Source organism: Kitasatospora sp. DSM 101779, from assembly GCF_025655475.1.
Classification (GTDB): Bacteria; Actinomycetota; Actinomycetes; order Streptomycetales; family Streptomycetaceae; genus Kitasatospora.
Genome location: NZ_JAHTIK010000001.1, coordinates 1,076,180 through 1,096,868 on the forward strand (window position 1 = coordinate 1,076,180; position 20,689 = coordinate 1,096,868).

General features: G+C 73.0%; 19 protein-coding genes. 9 read left to right on the top strand and 10 right to left on the bottom strand.

Going from position 1 to position 20,689, the window contains the following annotated elements; genetic code table 11:
- Nucleotides 1-14: 14 nt before the first annotated feature.
- From KSNIM_RS05065 to KSNIM_RS05090, 6 genes are all read right to left on the bottom strand, one after another.
- On the bottom strand, nucleotides 15-1,835 hold the full coding sequence (locus tag KSNIM_RS05065) for a glycoside hydrolase family 15 protein (RefSeq protein ID WP_263102016.1): 1,821 nt from the start codon (nucleotides 1,833-1,835) through the stop codon (nucleotides 15-17).
- Nucleotides 1,836-1,989: 154 nt separating this feature from the next.
- Complete coding sequence (locus KSNIM_RS05070; protein ID WP_263102017.1) at nucleotides 1,990-3,963, bottom strand: hypothetical protein; 1,974 nt, start codon at nucleotides 3,961-3,963, stop codon at nucleotides 1,990-1,992.
- A gap of 273 nt (nucleotides 3,964-4,236) precedes the next feature.
- Complete coding sequence (locus tag KSNIM_RS05075) at nucleotides 4,237-4,791, bottom strand: YceI family protein (protein WP_263102018.1); 555 nt, start codon at nucleotides 4,789-4,791, stop codon at nucleotides 4,237-4,239.
- Nucleotides 4,792-4,998: 207 nt separating this feature from the next.
- Entirely contained in the window at nucleotides 4,999-5,244 is a 246-nt protein-coding gene (locus tag KSNIM_RS05080) for a hypothetical protein (RefSeq protein ID WP_263102019.1), read from the bottom strand.
- Nucleotides 5,241-6,395 carry an inorganic phosphate transporter gene (locus KSNIM_RS05085; protein ID WP_263102020.1) on the bottom strand — a complete coding sequence of 385 codons (1,155 nt, stop codon included), beginning with the start codon at nucleotides 6,393-6,395 and terminating at the stop codon, nucleotides 5,241-5,243. The genes KSNIM_RS05080 and KSNIM_RS05085 overlap by 4 nt, the downstream gene beginning before the upstream one ends.
- Before the next feature lie 136 nt (nucleotides 6,396-6,531).
- Nucleotides 6,532-7,065 carry a MarR family winged helix-turn-helix transcriptional regulator gene (locus tag KSNIM_RS05090; protein WP_263102021.1) on the bottom strand — a complete coding sequence of 178 codons (534 nt, stop codon included), beginning with the start codon at nucleotides 7,063-7,065 and terminating at the stop codon, nucleotides 6,532-6,534.
- A gap of 221 nt (nucleotides 7,066-7,286) precedes the next feature.
- Between KSNIM_RS05090 and KSNIM_RS05095 the strand changes: the two genes are divergently transcribed.
- The 8 genes from KSNIM_RS05095 (at nucleotide 7,287) to KSNIM_RS05130 (ending at nucleotide 15,100) form a co-directional block, all read left to right on the top strand.
- Entirely contained in the window at nucleotides 7,287-8,357 is a 1,071-nt protein-coding gene (locus KSNIM_RS05095; protein ID WP_263102022.1) for an alkene reductase, read from the top strand.
- Nucleotides 8,358-8,440: 83 nt separating this feature from the next.
- On the top strand, nucleotides 8,441-9,346 hold the full coding sequence (locus tag KSNIM_RS05100; RefSeq protein WP_263102023.1) for an NADP-dependent oxidoreductase: 906 nt from the start codon (nucleotides 8,441-8,443) through the stop codon (nucleotides 9,344-9,346).
- Nucleotides 9,347-9,726: 380 nt separating this feature from the next.
- On the top strand, nucleotides 9,727-10,290 hold the full coding sequence (locus KSNIM_RS05105) for a potassium channel family protein (protein WP_263102024.1): 564 nt from the start codon (nucleotides 9,727-9,729) through the stop codon (nucleotides 10,288-10,290).
- Nucleotides 10,291-10,446: 156 nt separating this feature from the next.
- On the top strand, nucleotides 10,447-11,385 hold the full coding sequence (locus tag KSNIM_RS05110; protein WP_263102025.1) for an ATP-binding cassette domain-containing protein: 939 nt from the start codon (nucleotides 10,447-10,449) through the stop codon (nucleotides 11,383-11,385).
- On the top strand, nucleotides 11,382-12,233 hold the full coding sequence (locus tag KSNIM_RS05115) for an ABC transporter permease (RefSeq protein ID WP_263102026.1): 852 nt from the start codon (nucleotides 11,382-11,384) through the stop codon (nucleotides 12,231-12,233). Before KSNIM_RS05110 ends, KSNIM_RS05115 begins: the two co-directional genes overlap by 4 nt.
- A gap of 78 nt (nucleotides 12,234-12,311) precedes the next feature.
- Nucleotides 12,312-13,637, top strand: coding sequence for a sensor histidine kinase (locus tag KSNIM_RS05120; protein ID WP_411543844.1), 1,326 nt, complete (start codon nucleotides 12,312-12,314; stop codon nucleotides 13,635-13,637).
- Nucleotides 13,634-14,305: a response regulator gene (locus KSNIM_RS05125; protein ID WP_263102027.1), complete on the top strand. Its 672-nt coding sequence runs from the start codon at nucleotides 13,634-13,636 to the stop codon at nucleotides 14,303-14,305. Before KSNIM_RS05120 ends, KSNIM_RS05125 begins: the two co-directional genes overlap by 4 nt.
- Before the next feature lie 174 nt (nucleotides 14,306-14,479).
- Nucleotides 14,480-15,100 carry a hypothetical protein gene (locus tag KSNIM_RS05130; protein ID WP_263102028.1) on the top strand — a complete coding sequence of 207 codons (621 nt, stop codon included), beginning with the start codon at nucleotides 14,480-14,482 and terminating at the stop codon, nucleotides 15,098-15,100.
- A gap of 76 nt (nucleotides 15,101-15,176) precedes the next feature.
- Here KSNIM_RS05130 and KSNIM_RS05135 read toward each other — a convergent pair whose 3' ends face one another.
- Nucleotides 15,177-15,956, bottom strand: a complete 780-nt coding sequence (locus KSNIM_RS05135; protein WP_263102029.1) for a VOC family protein — start codon at nucleotides 15,954-15,956, stop codon at nucleotides 15,177-15,179.
- 173 nt (nucleotides 15,957-16,129) lie between these two features.
- Here KSNIM_RS05135 and KSNIM_RS05140 point away from each other — a divergent pair, with 173 nt between their 5' ends.
- A complete protein-coding gene (locus KSNIM_RS05140; RefSeq protein ID WP_263102030.1) occupies nucleotides 16,130-16,672 on the top strand; it encodes a GNAT family N-acetyltransferase in 543 nt (180 codons plus the stop codon).
- 115 nt (nucleotides 16,673-16,787) lie between these two features.
- Here KSNIM_RS05140 and KSNIM_RS05145 read toward each other — a convergent pair whose 3' ends face one another.
- The 3 genes from KSNIM_RS05145 to KSNIM_RS05155 form a co-directional block, all read right to left on the bottom strand.
- Nucleotides 16,788-18,803, bottom strand: a complete 2,016-nt coding sequence (locus KSNIM_RS05145; RefSeq protein ID WP_263102031.1) for an ATP-binding protein — start codon at nucleotides 18,801-18,803, stop codon at nucleotides 16,788-16,790.
- A 139-nt stretch (nucleotides 18,804-18,942) separates the two neighbouring features.
- Nucleotides 18,943-19,335, bottom strand: coding sequence for a nuclear transport factor 2 family protein (locus KSNIM_RS05150; protein ID WP_263102032.1), 393 nt, complete (start codon nucleotides 19,333-19,335; stop codon nucleotides 18,943-18,945).
- Between the two features lie 67 nt (nucleotides 19,336-19,402).
- Nucleotides 19,403-20,620, bottom strand: coding sequence for a cytochrome P450 (locus KSNIM_RS05155; protein ID WP_263102033.1), 1,218 nt, complete (start codon nucleotides 20,618-20,620; stop codon nucleotides 19,403-19,405).
- Between the last annotated feature and the right edge of the window lie 69 nt (nucleotides 20,621-20,689).

The following is a 20,689-nucleotide window of genomic DNA, read 5'->3' on the forward strand; positions in this document are numbered from 1 at the left end:
CCGCTCCCCTCCGCTCAGCGCCGGCTGGCCCGGTCAAGGGCGTCGTCGAGGGATGACGCCGCCATGATGAGCGAGAGGTGGGTGAACGCCTGCGGGAAGTTGCCCAGTTGCTCACCGGAGGGTCCGATCTCCTCGGCGAACAGGTCCACGTGGTTGGCGTAGGTGAGCATCTTCTCGAAGGCGTAGCGGGCCTGCCGCAGCCGGCCGGCGCGGGCGAGCGCGTCGACGTAGAGGAAGGTGCAGAGGCTGAAGGTGCCCTCCGAGCCGCGCAGTCCGTCGGGTGAGGCGGCCGGGTCGTAGCGGTAGACGAGGCTGTCCGACACCAGCTTGCGGTCCATCGCGTCGAGCGTGGAGAGCCAGGCGGGGTCCTTCGGCCCCAGCAGACCCACCCGTGGGATGAGCAGCAGGGAGGCGTCCAGGACGTCGCCGTCGTAGTGCTGGACGAGGGCCTGCTCCTTCTCGCTCCAGCCGCGCTCCATGATCTGCTTCAGCACGGCGTCCCGGGTCTCCCGCCAGCGGACGAGGTCGGCGGGCCGGCTGAACTCCTCGGCCAGGCGCATGCCGCGGTCGAAGGCGACCCAGGTCATCACCCGGCTGAAGGTGAAGTGCTGGCGGCCGCCGCGGGTCTCCCAGATGCCTTCGTCCGGGCGGTCCCAGTTCTCGGAGAGCCAGTCGAGGGTCTTCGCCGCCGCCTTCCACCCCTCGTAGCCCGGCTGCACGCCGGACCTCCGCCCCTCGGCGAGGGCGTAGAGGGCCTCGCCGTAGATGTCGAGCTGGAGCTGGTCCATCGCGGCGTTGCCGGCGCGCACCGGCGCGGATCCGCGGTACCCCTCGAAGTGTTCGAGGATCTCCTCGGAGAGCTGCGGGTCCCCGTCGATGCGGTACATGATCTGCAGGCGCTCGCCCGGCAGGTCGAGGCGTTCGCGCAGCCGTTCGTTCAGCCAGCGGGTGAAGGCCTCGGCCTCGTCGGTGAAGCCCAGGTCCAGCAGCGCGCGCACCGAGAGGGACGCGTCGCGGATCCAGGTGAAGCGGTAGTCCCAGTTGCGCTCACCGCCGACCTGCTCCGGCAGACCCATGGTGGGTGCTGCGACCAGCCCGCCGGTCGGGGCGTAGGTGAGCAGCTTGAGCGTGATCGCGGACCGGTAGACCGCGTTCGGCCAGCGGCCCCGGTAGTTGGACTGGCGCACCCAGGTCTGCCAGTAGTCGACGGCCTCCCACAGCTGCTCGGTGATCCGGTCGACCGAGGGTGGCGGCGGGGCCTCGCCGTCGGCGCCGCAGGAGGTCATGACGACGCCCGAGGTCTCGCCGGCGTTGAGCGTGACCGTGCCGCGGACGTCCCGGTCCGACCGGTGCAGCGGGAACAGCGCCCGTAGGTGCAGGGCCGCGCCGGGCGCGCGGAAGACGGCGTCCCCGCCGTCGACGGTCACCCGGTGGTCGGCCCGGCCGTAGTCGAAGCGCGGCCGGCAGTCGAGTTCGAAGCGGACGGTGCCGCGGACCGCGCGGACCGCCCGGATCATGGTGTGGCGGTCGGAGGCGCGGTCGCCCTTGTCGGGCAGCATCCAGTCGATGACCTCGCCGACACCGTCCTCGGACATGAACCTGGTGACCAGGACGGCGCTGTCCGGGTAGTAGAGCTGACGGCAGGTCGGGTCGTGCTCCACCGGGGCCAGCCGGAAGTGGCCGCCGCGGTCGTGGTCGAGGAGGGCCGCGAAGATGCTGGGCGAGTCGAACCGCGGGGCGGCGAACCAGTCCACCACGCCCTGCGAGGAGATCAGCGCGGCGGTCTGCAGGTCTCCCACCAGTCCGTGGTCGGCGATGGGCGGGTAGCGGTCCATGGGCTCTCCGTGGTTTCGGCTTCCTCGGCGCAGCGTATCCGTTATGCCGTATATGTCCGTGCGTGGCACGGGACCCGGATCCGCACACGCGCGACGGGCTGCGCACCGGGAAGGACACCCCCGGCCGCCAGCCGCGCGCCCACTGGGTCGGCACTCACGGCGAGGCACCGATGGGGACGGCCATGGCCGCGGCTTCCGTGGCGTCGACGGGCACCGCGGCTTCGGGGCGGCGCAGGTCGAGCACGATGAGGACGGCGGCGGCGACGCCCAGGTAGACGAGCAGGGTGGTCAGCGCCTGGCCCGTTCCGTGACCGTCGAAGTAGATCGTGTGGTGCAGCAGGACGTACCCGTTGCGGGGCGGCAGATAGGGCCCGATGTCGCGCCAGAAGGCGGGCAGGTAGGGCACGCCGGTCGCGCCGCCGGACGACGGGTTGCCGAAGAGGATCATCACGACGACCGTGACCAGGGTGCCCACGGGGCCGAGCAGCTTCTGCAGGATCGCGGCGACGAAGGCGACCACGGCGACGATCAGCGAACAGATCGGCCAGGTGATCCAGAACTTGCTGCTGGGGAATCCCTGCAGCCAGTAGCAGACGATCAGATCGATGACGAGGCCGCTCACGACGGCGAATCCGGCGAGCTGGGCGGCACGCCAGCGGCCGGCCGCCCTGCCGGTCGCGGCCATGAGCAGGGTCGAGCTCATGTACCCGCCGATCAGCAGCGGGACCAGCATGAGGGCTTGGACCAGGCCGAACGGGTCCTTGGCCACCAGCGGCGTCGGGGCGTACTGCTGCACCTTCAGGGTCTGGCCGGTGGCCTTGGCCGCGTCCTCGAACTTCACCGCGAGGTCGAGCGGTGCCAGGTCGCTCATGGACGGCACCACGATCAGGGTGTTGGAGGTGCCCGAGGAGATCAGCGCGCCGAAGACCCGGGCTTCGTCCATCGCGGTCTTGGCGGCCGCTTCGTTCGGGTACTGGGTGACCTTCAGGGAGATGTTCTTCTCGGCCGCGGGCAGGACGGGAGAGGTGCCGACCGCGCCGAACGGCAGGTTGGTGGCTTTGGGAGCGTGCGAGGCGCTCATGTAGGTGGTGGCGAACAGGCACTGCATCACGGCGCAGATGCCGAGCGCCACGAGGATCCCGATCAGGGCGCGCCGACTGTTGGGCGGGGGTCGGCGCGGGGACGTCGGCGGCGTCGCGTCGGCTTCCCGGCCGGCGCTTCGGGCGGCCGCCCTGGCCGGGCGGATGCGGCCGTACCAGGCGATGACGGCGATGCCGGCGAAGGCGTAGAGGAACAGGACGACCAGTGGGGTGGAGATGTCGCTCCCGCCGAAGTACAGCACGTGGTTGATCAGGGTGACCGCGCTCTGCGGTGGGAAGATCACGCCGATGTTGCGCCAGTAGACCGGCAGCAGGTAGGTGCCGAGTCCTCCCGCGGGCGGGCCGCCGACGACGATGAAGAGCACCGCCACGAGCAGAGTGCCCATCCTGCCCACCATGGCCTGCAACGCGGCAGCGGCCAGCGCCACCGCCGAGGTGACGAGCCAGAAGCACGGCAGCAGCGGCCAGAAGTGGCTGCTGGAGTACGCGCCGATTCCCAATCCGGCGATCAGGTCGGTCAGCAGCGCACCCACCAGGGCGTACCCGGCCAGAATGACCGCGCGCCACGGTGCCGCGGCGGTGCCGTGGGCCGCCTTGTAGACCAGCACGGCGGCCAGGTATCCGCCGATCAGCAGCGGAAGCAGCAACAGCGCCGTCACTGCGCCGACCGGGTCGGTCGATGCGAGCGGCTTGACCGTCTGCACGGTCAGCGGCCGGCCCAGCTCGTGCGCCGCCGCCACGAAGGCCGGCTCCAGCTCGGTCTGAGCGAAGAAGCTCTTCGCCGGGACGACGATCAGCGTGTCGGCCGATCCGTCGCTGACGTAGGCGCCGTACAGCTCACCGCGGTCGGCGGCGGCCGTCACGGCGGACTGGTCCTGGTAGGAGGTGAGGTCCAGCCCCACGCGCGCCGCCACTTCGGCGACCACGGGCGACGGCGGCCCCGCCACGCCGAAGGGCATGTTCCGCGGCACGAGGAGCTGCTGGGCGCTGACGAGGCACAGGGCGAGGAGGGCCTGGGCGAAGAGCACCAGAGCCAGCGAAAAGGCGATCTTCGCTCCGGCGCCTCGCCCGTCGGCTCCGGGAGCAGCCTGCACCGGTCGTCCCGCCATCGCTGTTCTCCCGTTGGCTTCCGTCGCACCGGCCCCTGATCCGTCCGCCGCCGGCCCGGTTCCTTCCGTGAGCCATCACCACACGGGCGCCGTCGCGCGGCAACTCGGAGGACGCGTGCAGGTGACGGCGGAACGCCGCAGGAGGCGTGATCCGCCCGGCCGTCACGGCGGACGGCCGGGCGGCGGGCGGCGCTACCGGCTCTGCTTGATCGCGGAGAGGTCGAACTCCAGGACGATCTTGTCGCCGACGAGGACCCCACCGCCCTCCAGTGCGGCGTTCCAGGTCACGCCGAACTCCTTGCGGCTGATCGTCACCGAGCCCTCCAGGCCGACCCGGAGGTTGCCGTACGGGTCGACGGCGTTGCCCGTGTACTCGAAGTCGATGGCGACGGGGCGGGTGGTGTCCTTGACGGTGAGGTCGCCGGTGACGCGGTACTCGGTCGCGGAGCGCGGCTCGACCGAGCTGGTGCGGAAGGTGATCTCGGGGTGGTTGGGGGCGTCGAGGAAGTCGTTGGTGCGCAGGTGCTGGTCGCGCTGTTCGACCCCGGTGTCGATGCTCTCGGTCCTGATCACCACCTGGGCAGTGGAGCGGGACGGGTCGCTGCCGTCCAGCCGGGCGGTGCCGTCGAACTTCTGGAACGAGCCGCGGACCTTGGTCACCATGGCATGGCGCGCCACGAAGCCGATCCGGCTGTGGGCGAGGTCGAGGACGTAGTCCCCGGTGAGTTCGGGGAGCGAAACGGTCACGATGTGTCTCCGTGGGGCCTGGACGCCGGCGGCGGTCCGCCGGGGTCGTTCACGAACCACGCTAGGCCTCCGCCGTACCGCGGCCCCGCCGACCGTCCCGCGCCGTCGCGCACGTTCAGGCGGACGGGTGACTGCGCGCCACCACGGCGGCTGACGGGCGCGCAGCTCCTCGCGGGCCGCCGGTGGGCAGCCGGGCAGCCGGGCCGATCAGCTGTGGTTGACGATGACGGCGATGCCCCAGCCGATCGCGGCGAGGACCACGGCGAAGCACACGCCGGCGACGACGTACCCGAGCGGCCCGGCCGCGGGACGGCCGGCGAGGTCGTCGCCCGTCCGGGCCGGGGGGTTGAGGGCGCGCACGCCGACGGCGAAGAGTGCGGGCAGGCCCGCGCCGGCGAGCAGCCCCACCACCATGATCTTCCACAGGGCGTCGAGGTTGATCCAGGAGTTCACGACGCCACCTCGTCCCTCGGGGTCGTCGGAACGACCGAGCCCGTCCACGCGGCGTTGACGTTCTCCGGTGTCACGGCCGGACGGCGGGACGCGACGAAGAAGGCGACCGAGGCCGCCACCAGCACAACGAAGATCACCGCCACTCCGATGGTGCCGCCGATCCCGTTCGCGACCCAGTAGGCGAGCGCGCCGACCACTGCCGAGGCCGGCAGGGTGATCAGCCAGGCGGCCACCATGCGGTGGGCGATGTGCCAGCGCACCACCGCGCCCTTCTTGCCCACGCCCGTGCCGAGGATCGAGCCGGTGGCCACGTGGGTGGTGGAGAGCGAGTAGCCGAAGTCGGTGGAGGAGAGGATGACCGCGGCCGAGGCCGATTCGGCGGCCATCCCCTGCGGTGCCTCGATCTCGACCAGGCCCTTGCCGAGCGCCCTGATCACCCGCCAGCCGCCGATGTAGGTCCCGAGGGCGATCGCCAGCGCGCAGGCGGTGATCACCCAGGTCGGGGCGCTCGCGCCGGACTGCAGCGTGCCGTTGGCGATCAGCGCCAGTGTGATGACGCCCATGGTCTTCTGCGCGTCGTTGGTGCCGTGGGCGAGTGAGACCATGCAGGCCGAACCCACCTGGCCGATCCGGAAGCCGTGCTGTCGCGGGCGATCGGCCACGCCGCGGGTGAGACGGTAGACGAGGACGGTGCCGAGCGCGGCGACCGACCCGGCGATGAACGGTGACAGGGCGGCGGGCACGATCACCTTGGCGACCAGGCCCTGCCACTTGACGGCGTCGGCGCCGGCCGCCGCGATGGTCGCCCCGACCACGCCGCCGATCAGCGCGTGCGAGGAACTGGACGGGATCCCCAGGTACCAGGTGGTCAGATTCCACAGGATGCTGCCCACCAGGCCCGCCATGACCACGGTCAGCGTCACATCGCCGCTGTTGACCAGGCCGCTCGCGATGGTCGCCGCGACGGCGGTCGACAGGAAGGCGCCGACCAGGTTCAGCACCGCCGAGACGGCGACCGCCACCCGCGGCGGCAGCGCCCCGGTGACGATCGAGGTCGCCATGGCGTTGCCGGTGTCGTGGAACCCGTTGGTGAAATCGAAGCCCAGCGCGGTGACGACCACCAGCGCCAGGACTACGTCATTGCCGGTCACGTGTACGAACCTAACCGCCCGTGTCGCGGACACCGGTCTGCGACACTCCCCGGTCCGGGCCCGGTCGGCGCCGTCCGATCGAACCGGCACGCCACAGCCGCCGGATGACCCGGCGGCACGTTCTCTTCCGGCAGTGCTACCGCCCGGCTGCCGGGCCGGCGGCGTCGGCCGGGGCCTCCGCGAGGTTCCGCTCGAGACGTTCCAGGGTGTGCAGGGCCGCGGTGCACTCGTCGGCGGTCAGCCCCGCGGTCACCAGGCCCTCGAGCTGACTCCAACTCTGCTCGACCTCGCGGCGCAGGGCGTGGCTGGCCGCGGTCGGTTCGACGAGCGATGCGCGCCGGTCGGTGGGCGAGGGCCGGCGGCGGACGAATCCGGCCTGCTCCAGTCGCTGGACGGTGCGGGTCATGGTGGCGGCGTCGGAGTCGAGCAGCCGCACCAGGTCGGCCTGGCGCTGGGGGCCGAGCTCCCACAGGTGCATCATCACCAGCTCCTGACCCGGGTGCAGACCGATGCGGCGCAGCAGCTGGCCGGCGAGCATGCGGTGCAGCCGGGCGAGGCGGAAGATCGCGTGGCTGATCGGCCCGCCGGCTGCCGCGGCCGGTACCGGGACGCTCCCCGCCGGCCCCGCCGCCGCGGGATCCTTCGCGGCCTCCGGGGTGGACTGCGTCATCACTTCCTCACCTTCCCTGGTCGGGCAATGACTCTACCGCGGATCCACCCGGACCGCAGAGGGCAATCAGCTCACAAGCCCGAACATCCCCTGCTCACCGCATGTGACGCACATCACACATCGATCGGGGAAGGCTCCGTCGACATTTACCTGTTCGAGCAGGTAAATGTGACGTTGGGACTGTCCGGGCCACCGCCCGGCACTCGAACAAGGAGAAGATCATGACCACTGCCTTCGATCCGATCGTCCTCGGCGGCAAGCCCCTGGCCAGCCGCCTCGTGATGGCGCCGATGACCCGCAGCCGCGCGTACGGGCCCGGCGCGCAGCCGACCGAGCTGATGGCGACCTACTACGCGCAGCGCGCCGGCGCCGGCCTGATCGTCACCGAGGGCGTCCAGCCCTCGCCGGTCGGCCAGGGCTACCCCGACACCCCGGGCCTGCACACCCCGGGCCAGGTGGCGGCGTGGCGGCGGGTGACCGATGCGGTGCACCGGGAGGGCGGCACGATCTTCGCCCAGCTCATGCACACCGGCCGGATCGGCCACCCGAGCCTGCTGCCGGACGGCCTGGTGCCGGTCGCGCCGTCGGCGGTGGCGGCCGAGGGGCAGGTGTTCACGCACCAGGGACCGCAGGACTTCGTGGTCCCGAGGGAGCTGACCGAGGCGCAGATCCACGAGACGATCGCCGATTTCGCCGCCGCGGCCCGGAACGCGGTCGAGGCCGGCTTCGACGGGGTGGAGATCCACGGCGCCAACGGGTACCTGATCCACCAGTTCCTCGCCCCCAACACCAACCGTCGCACCGACGCCTGGGGCGGGACGGTCGAGGGCCGGATCCGCTTCGCGGTCGAGGTCACCACCGCCGTCGCCGAGTCGATCGGCGGCGACCGCGTGGGTCTGCGGATCTCGCCCGGCAATCCGTACAACGGCATCGCCGAGGACGACCCCGCCGAGGCGTACGAGGCGCTGCTGGGCCGGCTGGCGGGCCTGGGACTGGCGTACCTGCACCTGCTGGAGGGCCCGGACGGTGAACTGACCGGCCGGCTGCGCAAGGTGTGGCCGGGCGTGTTCGTCCTCAACCCGTTCACCCACCCCGCCGCCACCGGACCCCAGGCACTGGCCCTGGTCGGGAACGGCACAGCGGACATGGTCGCCTTCGGCGCGCTGTTCCTCGCCAACCCCGACCTGCCGGCCCGGCTCGCCGCCGGCGGCCCGTTCAACACCCCCGACCCGGCCACCTTCTACGGCGGCGACCACCGCGGCTACACCGACTACCCCGCCCTCACCGCCTGAGCGGTGCGGCCCTGCGCGGCCTCGCGGTGAGCCACCGCGCACGCTGTTCCCCTCCCCGCCCCCTCTCTCCCCGGGAGTTCCCGATGTCCACTGCCATCACGTTCTCCGAGTACGGCGCGCCCGAGGTGCTGCGACTGTCGGAGGTCACCCCGCCGCAGCCGGGGCCCGGCCAGGTCCGGATCCGGGTGCGCGCCGCCTCGGTGAACCCGCTGGACATGAAGATCAGGTCCGGTCTGATGGCCGCGGTCGCCCCCGCCGCCTTCCCCGTGGTCCCCGGCCTGGACGCGGCCGGTGTCGTCGACGCGGTCGGCGAGGGCGCCGGGGCCGCGGTCGGGGACGAGGTCCTGGGGTCGACCGTCGGCGGCAGCTACGCCGAGTACGCCCTGTTGGAGCGGCCGGTGGCCAGGCCCGAGGCCCTGTCATGGGAGACCGCCGCCTCACTGGTGACGGTCGGCCGGACGGCGCACCGGGTGCTGGAGGAGCTCGGGGTGCAGCCGGGGCAGACCCTGCTCGTCCACGGCGCCGCCGGCAGCGTCGGGTTCCTCGCCGTCCAGCTGGCCGTCGCCAGCGGCGTCACCGTCGTCGGCACGGTCGCCGCGCGCGATATCGAGCGCGTCACCGCCCTCGGTGCCGCCGCGGTCCGCTACGGCGACGGCTGGGTGGAGCGGGTGAGGGCCGCCGCGCCCGGCGGTGTGGAGCGCGTCTTCGACGCCTCCGGAGCCGGCCTGCTCGCCGATTCCGTCGCTCTGACCGGCGACCCGGGCAAGGTCGTCACCATCGCCGACATGTCCGCCCAGCAGCACAGCGTGCGCTTCAGCGCCGGCACCACGGAGCAGGGCGCGGACGTGCTGCCGGAGCTGGTGCGGCTGGCCGCGGACGGACGGCTCACCGTCCCGATCTGGCGCACCTACCCGCTGGCGGAGGCCGCCCGGGCGCACGCCGACCTGGAGGCCCACCGCAACCACGGCAAGGCCGTCCTGCTGCCCTGAGCACCGGGGGCACCGGGGGCACCGCCGACGGTGACCGTGCAGCGGGCCGTCCACAGGGAACCCCTGCCCTGACACGGCCCGGTTGCCGTGCGACGGTGAAGGCAGGACCGCGATCCCGAACGCGCGTGGCCATGCCGCGCAAGGGGTCCGGGCTGATCTGGGTGATCGGCGCCGGGAGGATGTGCCATGCGGGCGACGAGCGGACCACCGGACAGGTCGAAGGCCGGGCGGACGGCACGGGAGCGGCGGCGCCCCTCGGCATGCGGGCGGCGCGGCAGGAGGAGTGCCGACCGGATCGGCGTCGGACGTGCCCGGCCGGAGAAGGCTGCCGAGCGGGGCACGCCCTGCGGCACCGCGGTCACGCTCCAGCGGTTGTCGGCATGACCGCCGGCGCGGCACCCCACGGCCGGCCGTCGGTCCGCAGGATCGCCTGGACCGTGCTCCGCGTGGTCGCCTCGGTCGTCGTGCTGGTGACCCTGTACTACCTGCTGCCCCTGGACCACTCCTCCACGGCTGCCACCATCACCATGCTCCTCGTCGGACTGGCGGGATTCGTCGCGCTGGTCGCCGTCCAGGTCCGCTGGATCGTCCGCTCCCCGCACCCGGGGTTGCGTGCCGCCGAGGCACTGGCCATCTGCGTCCCGTTCTTCCTGTTGCTGTTCGCCTCCACCTACGTCGCGCTGGCCGCGCTCTCCCCCGACAGCTTCGGCCAGCCGCTGTCCCACTCCAACGGGCTCTACTTCACCGTCACCGTGTTCTCCACCGTCGGATTCGGCGACATCACCGCCAAGACCGACACGGCGCGGCTGGTGGTCACCGTCCAGATGCTCGCCGATCTGGTGGTCCTCGGCCTGGCCGTGAAGGTCATCGTGGGCGCCGTCCAGCGCGGCCGGCAGCGCAGGGCGGGCCCGCGGAGCCCCGCGGCCGGGGACGAGGAGCGATGACCGTCACGGTGACGTGCCGCCTGTCGGCGTGGTACCGCGGTACCACGCCGCGCCCGATGATCACCCCGGGGTACCACGGTCCGGGCCGCGGTCGAACCTAGCGTTGCGGGTGAGGCGGTCGGGATGGTCCGGCCCCCGACGACCTAGGGGTCACCGATGATCGAGGCGCACAGGCTGACGAAGCGGTACGGGGAGAAGACAGCGGTCGACGGACTGGACTTCACCGTCCGGCCGGGCACGGTCACCGGCTTCCTCGGGCCGAACGGCGCGGGCAAGTCCACCACGATGCGGATGATCGTCGGCCTGGACGCCCCCACCAGCGGATCGGTCCGGGTCAACGGCCGTCGCTACGCCGAGCACAGTGCCCCGCTGCAGGAGGTCGGCGCGCTGCTGGAGGCGAAGTCGATCCACCCCGGCCGGTCGGCGTTCAACCACCTCATGGCGCTGGCGCACACCCACGGGATTCCGCGCAGCCGCGTCGACGAGGTCATCGGCCTCACCGGTCTGCAGTCGGTCGCCAAGCGGCGGGCGGGCGCGTTCTCGCTCGGCATGGGCCAGCGGCTCGGCATCGCGGCGGCCCTGCTCGGGGATCCGGCCACCGTGATGCTGGACGAGCCGGTGAACGGCCTCGACCCGGAGGGCGTGCTGTGGATCCGCAACCTGCTGTCCGGCCTCGCCGCGGAGGGCCGCACCGTCTTCGTGTCCTCGCACCTGATGAGCGAGGTCGCGCTGGTCGCCGACCACCTGATCGTCGTCGGGCGCGGCCGTCTGCTGGCCGACACCACCGTGCAGGACCTGGTCCGACAGGCCGGCGGCGACGTGGTGAAGGTCGCCACCGCCGACCCGGCGCGCCTGCGGGAGGTCCTCGTCGGCCCCGGCGTCGAGATCACCGGCGAGGCCGGCTCCGAGGAGCTCCTCGTCACCGGACTGACGGCCCGCGCCATCGGCCTCAGGGCCGCCGAGCACGGCATCGCCCTGTTCGAACTGGCCACCCGGACCGTCTCCCTGGAGGAGGCCTTCATGGACCTCACCCGGGACGCCGTGGAGTACCACGGTTCCACCACCGGCATCGAGTCCCAGGAGCGTGCCGCATGAGCACCGTCGCACCGAGCCAGGCCCCGGCGCCCGCCGCCGAGCGGCCCGCCCGCCCCGTCCACAAGGTCACCGGAGCACGCGTCCTGCGCTCGGAGTGGGCCAAGATGTGGTCACTGCGGTCCACCTGGATCACCCTCGGCCTGGGCCTGTTGTTCCTGGTGGCGTTCGGCCTGATCGCCGGCTACCAGTTCAAGTCGCGGATCACCTCGGGCCGGCCCATGGAGCGCGGCGACTTCGCCAGTGCGACGGCGCTCAGCCTCTCGCTGTTCGGTACGAACTTCGCGCAGCTCGCCCTCGGCGTCCTCGGCGTCCTGGTCGCCGCCGGCGAGTACTCGACCGGCATGATCCGCTCCACCCTGGCCGCGGTGCCGCGCCGCCTGCCGGTCCTGTGGTCCAAGGCCGCGGTGTTCGGCGTGGTCGCCCTGCTCCTCGGCACCGCGGGCGTGTTCGCCACCTTCCTCGCCGACAGCGGCATCGTCTCCGGCACCCGAGCGGCGATGACCCTGTCGGACGCCGGTGTCGTGCGCAGCCTGTTCGGTGCGGGTCTCTACCTCGGGCTCGTCGGGGTGGTCGGCGTCGCCCTGGGTGCGCTGCTGCGGTCGGTGGCGGGCGGCATCTCGGTGCTGGTCGCGTCGCTGATGCTCGTCCCCGGCCTGGTGTCGCTGCTGCCCAGCTCGTGGCAGGACAACATCAGCCCGTACCTGCCCAGCCACGCCGGCGAGGCGATGTTCACCCTGCACCACGATGCGACGACGCTGTCGCCGACGGCCGGCCTGGTGGTCTTCGGCCTGTGGACGGTCGCGGCGCTGGCCGGCGCGGCCGTCCGCCTGGTACGCACCGACGCCTGAGACACTGCGCGCGCCGCGGGCCCGGCACCGCCCGGGCACCGCGGCGGCCTTCCCGCCCACCATGGACAGGTGAGATCCGTGAACCACGAGGAGAGCGCCGTCCTCGGCCCGGCCCTGCCGGACGCCGCGGGCGGCGACCCGCTGTCCGGGCACCCGTTCTTCGTCCGCCTCGCCCGGGTCGGCCAGCGCCTGCGGGAGGTGGACCGGCGCCACCCGTGGATCCTGGACACCGCGGTGGTGGCCGTCGTGTTCCTGGTGTTCTGCGTCCCGGACCTGGTGCACGGCGACGGCGACCGGGGTCCGCGCGAGCACCGGATCGTCTTCACCGAGCTGCCGGTGCCGGCGATGCTCGCCCTCCAGGCGGGCCTGGTAGTGCCGCTGCTGTGGCGACGGCGACGGCCGACGGCCGCGTTCGCCGCGGTGATGGCGGTGTTCGTGCTGCAGTGGTCGATCGGCGCTGCGCTGCGCGCCGACGTGGCCCTGTTGGTGGCGCTGTACTCGCTGGCGCTGCACGGTCGGCTGCGGGACCTGGCGTGGGCGTGCGCGGCGGTGGCGCTCGGCATGGCGGTGGTCGCGGTGCGGGTGTCGTCCGCGGTGTCGGTGTGGGACGGCCTGTTCTTCCTGTTCGCCGCGGTGACCGCGGCCGTCGCGCTGGGTATCGCGGTGCGGGTCCGGCGGGCGCAGCTGGCCGGTCTGCGGGAGCGTGCGGCACGGTTGGAGGTCGAGCGGGACCAGCGCAGCCGATTGGCGGCCGTCACCGAGCGCACGCGGGTGGCGCGGGAGATGCACGACATCATCGGCCACAACCTTTCGGTGATCATCACGCTGGCGGACGGCGGCGCGTACGCGGCCGAGAGTGCGCCGGAGCGGGGCCGGGAGGCACTGGTGCTGATCGGGGATGCCGGCCGGCAGGCGCTCGGTGAGCTGCGGCGGATGCTCGGTGTGCTGCGCGAGCGGGGTGACGGCGGCCCGGAGCTCGCGCCGCAGCCGGGCATCGCCGACATCGACGGGCTGTGCGCGCGGATCCGGGCGGCCGGGCCGCGGATCGCCTACCGTTCCGAGGGTGATCTGGACGGGCTCGACCGCGGGGTGCAGTTGATGGCGTACCGCATCGTCCAGGAGGCGCTGACGAATTCGCTCAAGCACGCGGGGCCCGGGACGCGGGCGCGGGTGGCGGTAGCGGTCGACGGGGACCGGCTGCAGGTGCGGGTCGACGACAGCGGCCCCCCGGTCGGTGCGGCCGTGCCGCGGCCCGGCGGGGAGGGCCACGGGATCGCCGGGATGCGGGAGCGGGCCGCGCTGTACGGTGGCACGGTCGTGGCCGGTCCGGCAGGAGGTGGTTGGTCGGTGGTGGCCGATCTCGATCTGTCGCCCGTCCCGGACGCCACGGGCGGTCCGGCGTGACGACCGTCCTGATCGTGGACGACCAGCCGCTGCAGCGCTACGGCTTCCGGATGCTGTTGGAGAGCCAGCCCGACACGGCCGTGGTCGGCGAGGCCGGGCACGGGGCGGAGGCGGTGCGGCTCACCGCGGCGTTGCGGCCGGACGTGGTGCTGATGGACATCCGGATGCCGGGGATGGACGGCATCGAGGCGACGCGGCTGATCGTCGCGGCCGGCGGGCGGTCGCGGGTGCTCGTGCTGACGACCTTCGACCTCGACGAGTACGCGCACGCGGCGCTGCGCGCGGGCGCGAGCGGCTTCCTGCTGAAGGACGCCCGCCCGGAGGAGCTGCTGGCGGGGATCCGGGCGGTGGCGGAGGGGGATGCCGTGGTGGCGCCGGCGGTGACGCGGCGTCTGCTCGACGCCTACGCCCACCGGCTGCCGGGGCCGCCCGGTGCGGCCGACCGGGATCCGCGGCTCGCGGCACTGACGGACCGGGAGCGGGAGATCCTGCTGGCGGTCGGGCGGGGCTGGACGAACGGGGAGATCGCGCAGCGCCTGGTGCTGTCGGAATCGACGGTGAAGACGCACGTCGGCCGGGTCCTGGCGAAGATCGGTGCCCGGGACCGCGTCCAGGCCGTCATCTTCGCCTACGACATGGGCCTGACGCGGCCGAACCCGCCCGCCTGACCCGCCGCCGGCCGCACCGGAGCGGACGGGCCGTCAACTCCGCGGCCGCCCGGCCGGCCGGGCCTCGCCCACGGCCGGGGGTGCGGGCCTCCGTACGATGTCCGTGATCCGTTTCCGATCGGCAGCCGGTCCGCCGCCACTGCTGTGACCGCACCTCGTCCGGGAGCCCGCTGCATGAGCACGTTCACCCCACCCGCTCCACCGGCGTTCCGCACGTCGTCCGGCACCGAGAAGGCGGCCCGCATCGTCACGGACGTCCTCGCACCGGCCAACCTGGTCATCGCCCTGCTGCTGCTCGTCGGCTGGCACAGCACCCGCAGCTGGACCGGGCTCGGCTGGGGGCTGCTCGGCGCCCTGTTCTGCGGCATCGTCCCGATCGGCCTGATACTCCTGGGCGTACGGCGGGGCTCCCTGACGGACAAGCACATCCGGCTGCGCCGCCAGCGCCTCGTCCCGATGAGCGCGAGCCTGCTCTCCGTCGTCGCCGGCCTCGTCCTGCTCCGCGTGATCGGTGCGCCGCGCGAGGTCTCCGCCCTGGTGGTCGCGATGCTCGTGGGCCTGGTCTCGTCCCTGGCGGTGACCGTCCGCTGGCAGATCTCCATCCACAACTCGGTGGCCGCCGGCAGCGCACTGATCCTCGTGCTGGCGTTCGGTCCGGTGATGGTCCTCTCCTTCGCTGGTGCCGCGGCCGTCGGCTGGTCCCGGCTCGTGCTCAAGGCGCACACCCTCGCCCAGGTCCTCGCCGGCACTGCGCTCGGCGGCACGGCCGCCGCCGCCTTCGCGCTGCTGCGCTGACCACCGGATCGTTCCTGCCGGCCCGCCCGGAGGCCGGACGGGCCGGCAGCGGCGCCGGAGCGTGCCGCCCGACGGCCTACAGCGGGATCGGCTTGATGAGGGCGAACGGGGCGCCCTGCGGGTCGGCGACCACGGACATGCGGCCGGCCATCATGTCGAACGGCGGGACCAGCACGGTGCCGTTGCGCTTGACCAGGGCGTCCACGGTCGAGTCGACGTCGTCGACCGCGAAGTAGGTCAGCCAGTGCGCGGGGGTGCCGGGCGGGTCGTTCGCGAGCAGGGTGACGCCGCCGACCGCGCGGCCGCCGACCCGCAGCTGCCAGTAGGAGTCGGCGCCGTCCAGCGGCTCGATCTCGATGCCGAACGCCTCGCCGTAGAAGGCCGTGGCCGCCGGGACGTCGCTGGTGTGCAGCTCGTTCCAGGTGAGCGCGCCCGCCTCGCCCGTGACCTGGGCGCCGGAGAACTCGCCGGGCTGCCAGACGCCGAACACGGCACCCTGCGGGTCGGCGGCGATCAGCATCCGGCCGAGGTTGCCGACGTCCATCACCGGGGCGAGCAGGGTGCCGCCCGCGGCGACGATCGCGTCCTGGGTGGCCTGGGCGTCGGTGCTGGCCAGGTAACCCGTCCACACGGTCGGCGGTTCGGGCGCGCCCTCGGGGGCCATCGCCGGGCCGACGCCGGCCACGGCCCTGCCGTCGAGCTCGCAGACCGCGTATCCGCCGAACTCGGCCGGCCCGGGTCGGCCCTGCCAGCCGAACAGGTCGCGGTAGAAGTCCAGCGCGGCCTGCTGGTCCTTGGCCATCAGGTCGACCCAGCACGGGGTGCCGGTCGCGTACGGCGTCGTGACTTCGGGCATTCTCGCTCCTTCGAACGGGGACTCTCCCGTCACCATGTCGTCACCGCCCGCAGCCGACCGTCCGACACGCCACGGCGGAGGAAGGAAACGGCACCGCGACCGTGTACCGGGCCCGGCGGTCGGATCTGACAATCCGTTTGCCGCGGGCCACCCCGGTCGGATAGGAAGCCTGCATGCTGACGGGCACCAAGGTCGGGCTCAGGGCCCGGCACGACGACGACATCCCGGTCCTGCGGACCGAGCTCTACAACGACGTGGTCAACGCCTCGCGCGCCGAGGGCGGGCCGTGGCGGCCGATCACACCCGGCTCGAAGGACCCGCGGCTCGTGGTGGAGGACAAGAACGACGGGCTCGTCCAGTTCTCCGTGGTGGAGCTGGAGGGCGACACCCTGGTCGGCACCGCGACGCTGTGGGGCATCGACAACCACAACCGGTCCGCGCACATCGGGCTGGGGCTGCTGCCGTCCGCCCGCGGCAAGGGCTACGGCACCGACGTGGTCGCGGTGCTGTGCCACTACGGGTTCGTCGTGCGCGGCCTGCGGCGGATGCAGATAGAGACGCTGGAGGACAACCACGCGATGCTGCGCTCCGCCGAGCGCAACGGCTTCGTCCGCGAGGGCGTGCTGCGCTCCTCGGCCTGGGTGATGGGCGAGTTCCTGGACGAGGTCCTGCTCGGCCTCCTCGTCGAGGACTGGAAGCCGGACCGGACGTCCTAGGAGGCGCCTTCACAAGGCGGTCGGGTGGTTGATTCAGCGCCGCCGGGGGCACCTGGGGCTGCCCGATCGCCTTCGAAGACACGCCCTGGGCGGTACCGCCGCGTCCGCGCCTCGCTCACGAGGGCTCCACCGGCGCCGGGCCGTGCAGTTCCTGCTGCCACAGGGCCTCGCACAGCAGGTCCAGGCCCTGGCGCAGGTGGCGCCGGTAGGTGCCGTACGGCAGTCCGAGGCGGCGGGCGGCGGCCTCCTGGGTGGGGGCGCCGGAGAGGTAGCCGGCCGTCAGCGCCTCACGGGCGCGCAGGCCGCGCGGGTCGCGGGCGAGGTCGTCGACGGCGGTGCGCAGCAGGGCCCGCAGCTCCTCGACGGGCTCGGCGAGGTCGGCCGCCAGGCGGGACCGCATCAGGGCACAGGCGGCGAAGGCGGCCGCGTCGCGCCAGTGCGACAGCGCCTCGCGCACGGCCTGGTCGAACTCGGTGCGCGGCACACCGGAGGGCCCGGCCGGGGCGGGGACGGCGGTGGACGCGATGAAGTGGCGGAGCCAGGTCTCGACGGGCACCTGCCGCCAGTCGACGCAGAACAGGCCGTATGTGTGCTCTCCGACCCGTGGCCGTGCGCCGGTGTCGGCGAGGCTGCCCTTGACGCGCGCGGCCCACGCCTCGGCGTCCCGCCAGACGGCGAAGCCGTAGGCGCGTCCCCGGGCGCGGGCGGACTCGGCCTGGGCGCGGGAACTGCTCAGGTCGATGACGCGGGACGGGACTTGGTACTTCTCGGGGTAGACCGAGAAGCGGCTGATCCCGATGTGCTCGCCGGGGCGCACCGGCGCGGTGGCGTCGGTGTGCTCCCAGGCGGCCGCGACGACGGGGTCGGCGGCCAGGTCCGCGGCGTCGGGCGGGGCGGGCAGGGCGAGGCGGGCCGTGAACGCCACGATCCGGCCGGTGCTCACCAGGCGGTACACGCTGAACGCCTGCGGCTGGCGCTGCGCCCAGTAGCGGACCAGCTCGGCGGAGGCCGTGCCCTCGGTCTCCGCCGCCATGCGGAGCACGATGTCGAGGTCGTCCGGGTGCAGCGGCCGGTCGTGGACCTCCTCCTCGCGGGACCAGGTGCGCAGGCGTGCGACGAGCTCGCCCTCCCTGAAGAGGTGGAAGAGCTCGTCGGTGACCGTCCAGACCTGCTCGTCGGGTGCTTCGCGCAGCAGGCGCAGGTACTCCTCCGCCAGCCGCCGGCGCATCGCCACGAAGGCGTTGGGGGCGCGCCAGCGCAGGTCGGCGGCGAGCGTCTCGCGGGCTGCGTCGTGCGGGTGGAGGCCCCGGTGGGTGGATTCCATGAAGGGCAGGTCCCTCAGCCACCCGAAGAGCAGGTGGGCGTCCTCGTCGGGCAGGACGGCGGCGAGCAGTTCCTCGGAGGTCGAGTAGGCCTGGGCCGCCACTTCCAGGGCGCGGCGGTGGGCGGCGGTCGGCACCTCGCCGATCAGCCCGGCGAGCAGGGTGCGCAGGACGTCGGCCGCGGGTGTCCAGTTCTCCGCACTGCTCCAGCCGGTGGAGCCCGCCGCCGCGGCGAGGGACAGCGCCAGCGGGTTGCCTCCCGCGAAGAGGAGCACCCGGTCCCGCAGTTCGGGCCGGACCTGCGCGGTGGCCAGCAGGCTGCGGGCCTGTTCCTCGGAGAACGGTCCCAGTTCCCGTACGCACAGCACCCCGGCCCAGGCGGGATCGGCGGTCCACTGCGGCTGCGGCGCGAGCCGGCCGGCGAGGACCACCAGGGTGTCGTCGGCGGCGCGCGGCAGGAAGTGCTGCCAGAGCCAGTTCTCCAGCCACTGGCAGTGTTCGAAGGAGTCCACGAGCAGGACCGTGCCGGGCACCTGCAGGAAGGTGCCTGCCGTCCGCTCGAAGTCGGCCGGGTCGCGGCTGACGAACCGGCCGTCCAGCTCCAGGACGGGCCGCCCCGCCGCGCGGGCCCGGTCCGTCAGGCATCGCAGCAGGGCCGACTTCCCGATGCCGCCCGGTCCGAAGACGTAGAACGCGAACGGCGCGGCGGGGTCCCCGGCCAGCGCCTCGGCGAAGCGGCCGAGTTCCTCGTCCCTGCCGATGAAGGCCTGTGTCCGCGCGATGCTCAGTCTCTCCCCGACCGACACCATGACGGTCCCTCCTCGTTTCCCCGTGCCGGACGACGTCGTCCGGGAGTCCTCTCCGCGCCCACGGTGGCGGGCGCCCGACAAGGTGCTCGGTGGCGGGCGCCGGCTGCCTTCCGCGCCGCCCGGGCCCGGCCGCCCGCCGTCACCGGATGTGGCCCAGGTTCCTGTCCTCGTCGTGGCCGGTGACCAGCAGGGTGGTCTCCTCCACACGCTGGAAGCGTCCGTCGGGGGCGAGGCGGGCGAACAGGTACACCTCGATGCCGGTGGTGCGGCCGTCGTGCCGGGTGACGGTGACGGTGTGGCGGTCGGCGTAGCGCAGTCCGTCGCGGAGCTCGTCGTGCACCTCGATCGACCCGCTGCTGACCAGGGAACGGAGGCGGGTCATGTGCTCGACGAAGCCGGCCCGGTCGCTCCACACGCCGTCGGTGCGCTGACGGTAGTCCGGGGTGAAGTGCCGTTCGACGGCCTCGGCGAGGTCGAGGCCGGGCGTGAACAGCAGGTCGTTGATCGCCCGGGTGATGTCGGTCGCGGTCATCGCTGGGTTTCTCCTGGGGTGTGCCGACGGTGTGCCGACGGCGGGTCGGTGGTGGAGCGGACGGTGCTCAGGTGTGGACGGGGGTGAAGTCCAGCTCGAGGGAGGCGGGGCCCCGGGTGTAGAGGCCGACCTCGCGGTACCGGAAGCCGGGGCTGTAGCGGACCCGGTCGAGCAGTGGGAGCAGCAGGGCCGCCACGGTCTCGATCTCGGCGCGGGCGAAGGCCGCACCGACGCACTGGTGGAGTCCGGTGCCGAAGGCCAGGTGCTGTGCGGCGGCGGTGAAGGAGCGGGCGGTGCCCAGGTCCTGGCGGTGGATGTCGAAGGTGTCCGGGGCGGTGAAGGCCGCGGGGTCGCGGTTGGCCGCGCCGATCACGCAGAAGACGGTGGCGCCGGCCGGGACGACCCCGCCGGCGAACTCGGCGTCCTTCTCGGCCCGGCGGGGAACGAGCTGGACCGGTGGGGTGAGCCGCAGGGTCTCGGCGATGGCGGCGGGCAGCAGGGCCGGGTCCTCGCGGACCTGTGCCAACTGCTCGGGGTGGTCGATCAGGTGCTTGAAGAGCAGGCCGATCGTCTTGTCGGCGGGTTCCACGGCGGCGAGCAGCACGTTGACGATCAGCGCGGTGACGTCGCGGGTGCTCAGGGCGGTGCCGTCGAACTCGGCCGTGCACAGCGTCGATATCAGGTCCTCGCCGGGGTGGCGTCGGCGCTGTTCGACGACGGGGACGAGGTGGGCCTCCAACTGCAGGGCGCAGTCCAGGCAGTGTCGCCGGCGCTCGGGCGTGAGGACCAGGCCGGTGACGAACTCGGTCACCCCGTCCAGCCAGTGGGCGACCTGCTGCCACGCCTCCGTGTCCAGGCCCAGCACGTCCAGTGTCACGCGGACGGCGAACGGCCTGCCGAAGTCGTTGACGAGATCCATCCGCCCGCGGGGGAGGAAGGGCGCGACGACTCCGGCCGCATGGGTGCGGATCACCCGGATCTGGTCCTGCAGGGCACGCCCGGTGAAGGCCCTGACGACGATCCCGCGCTTGGCGGTGTGCTCCGCCCCGGTCATCTGCGCGAGCACCGGTCCGCGCCTCACGGGCTCGGCCCGTACCTGGAGCGCCTCGGTGCTGAACGCCTCGTGGTCGGTCAGCACTCTCCTGACGTCCTGGTGACGGGAGAGGAAGTAGCTGTCCAGCGCCGGCTCGTGGTGCACCGGCGCCTGCTCCCTCAGCCGGGCGAAGTACCGGTGCGGAGCGGCGGCGAAGTCCTCGGACAGGATGCTGAAACGGGGATCGGGCACGGGACGGCGGGCCTCTCACGAAGACGAAGACGGACACGGCCGGAGCCGGTGCGGCATGGCTCACCCGGC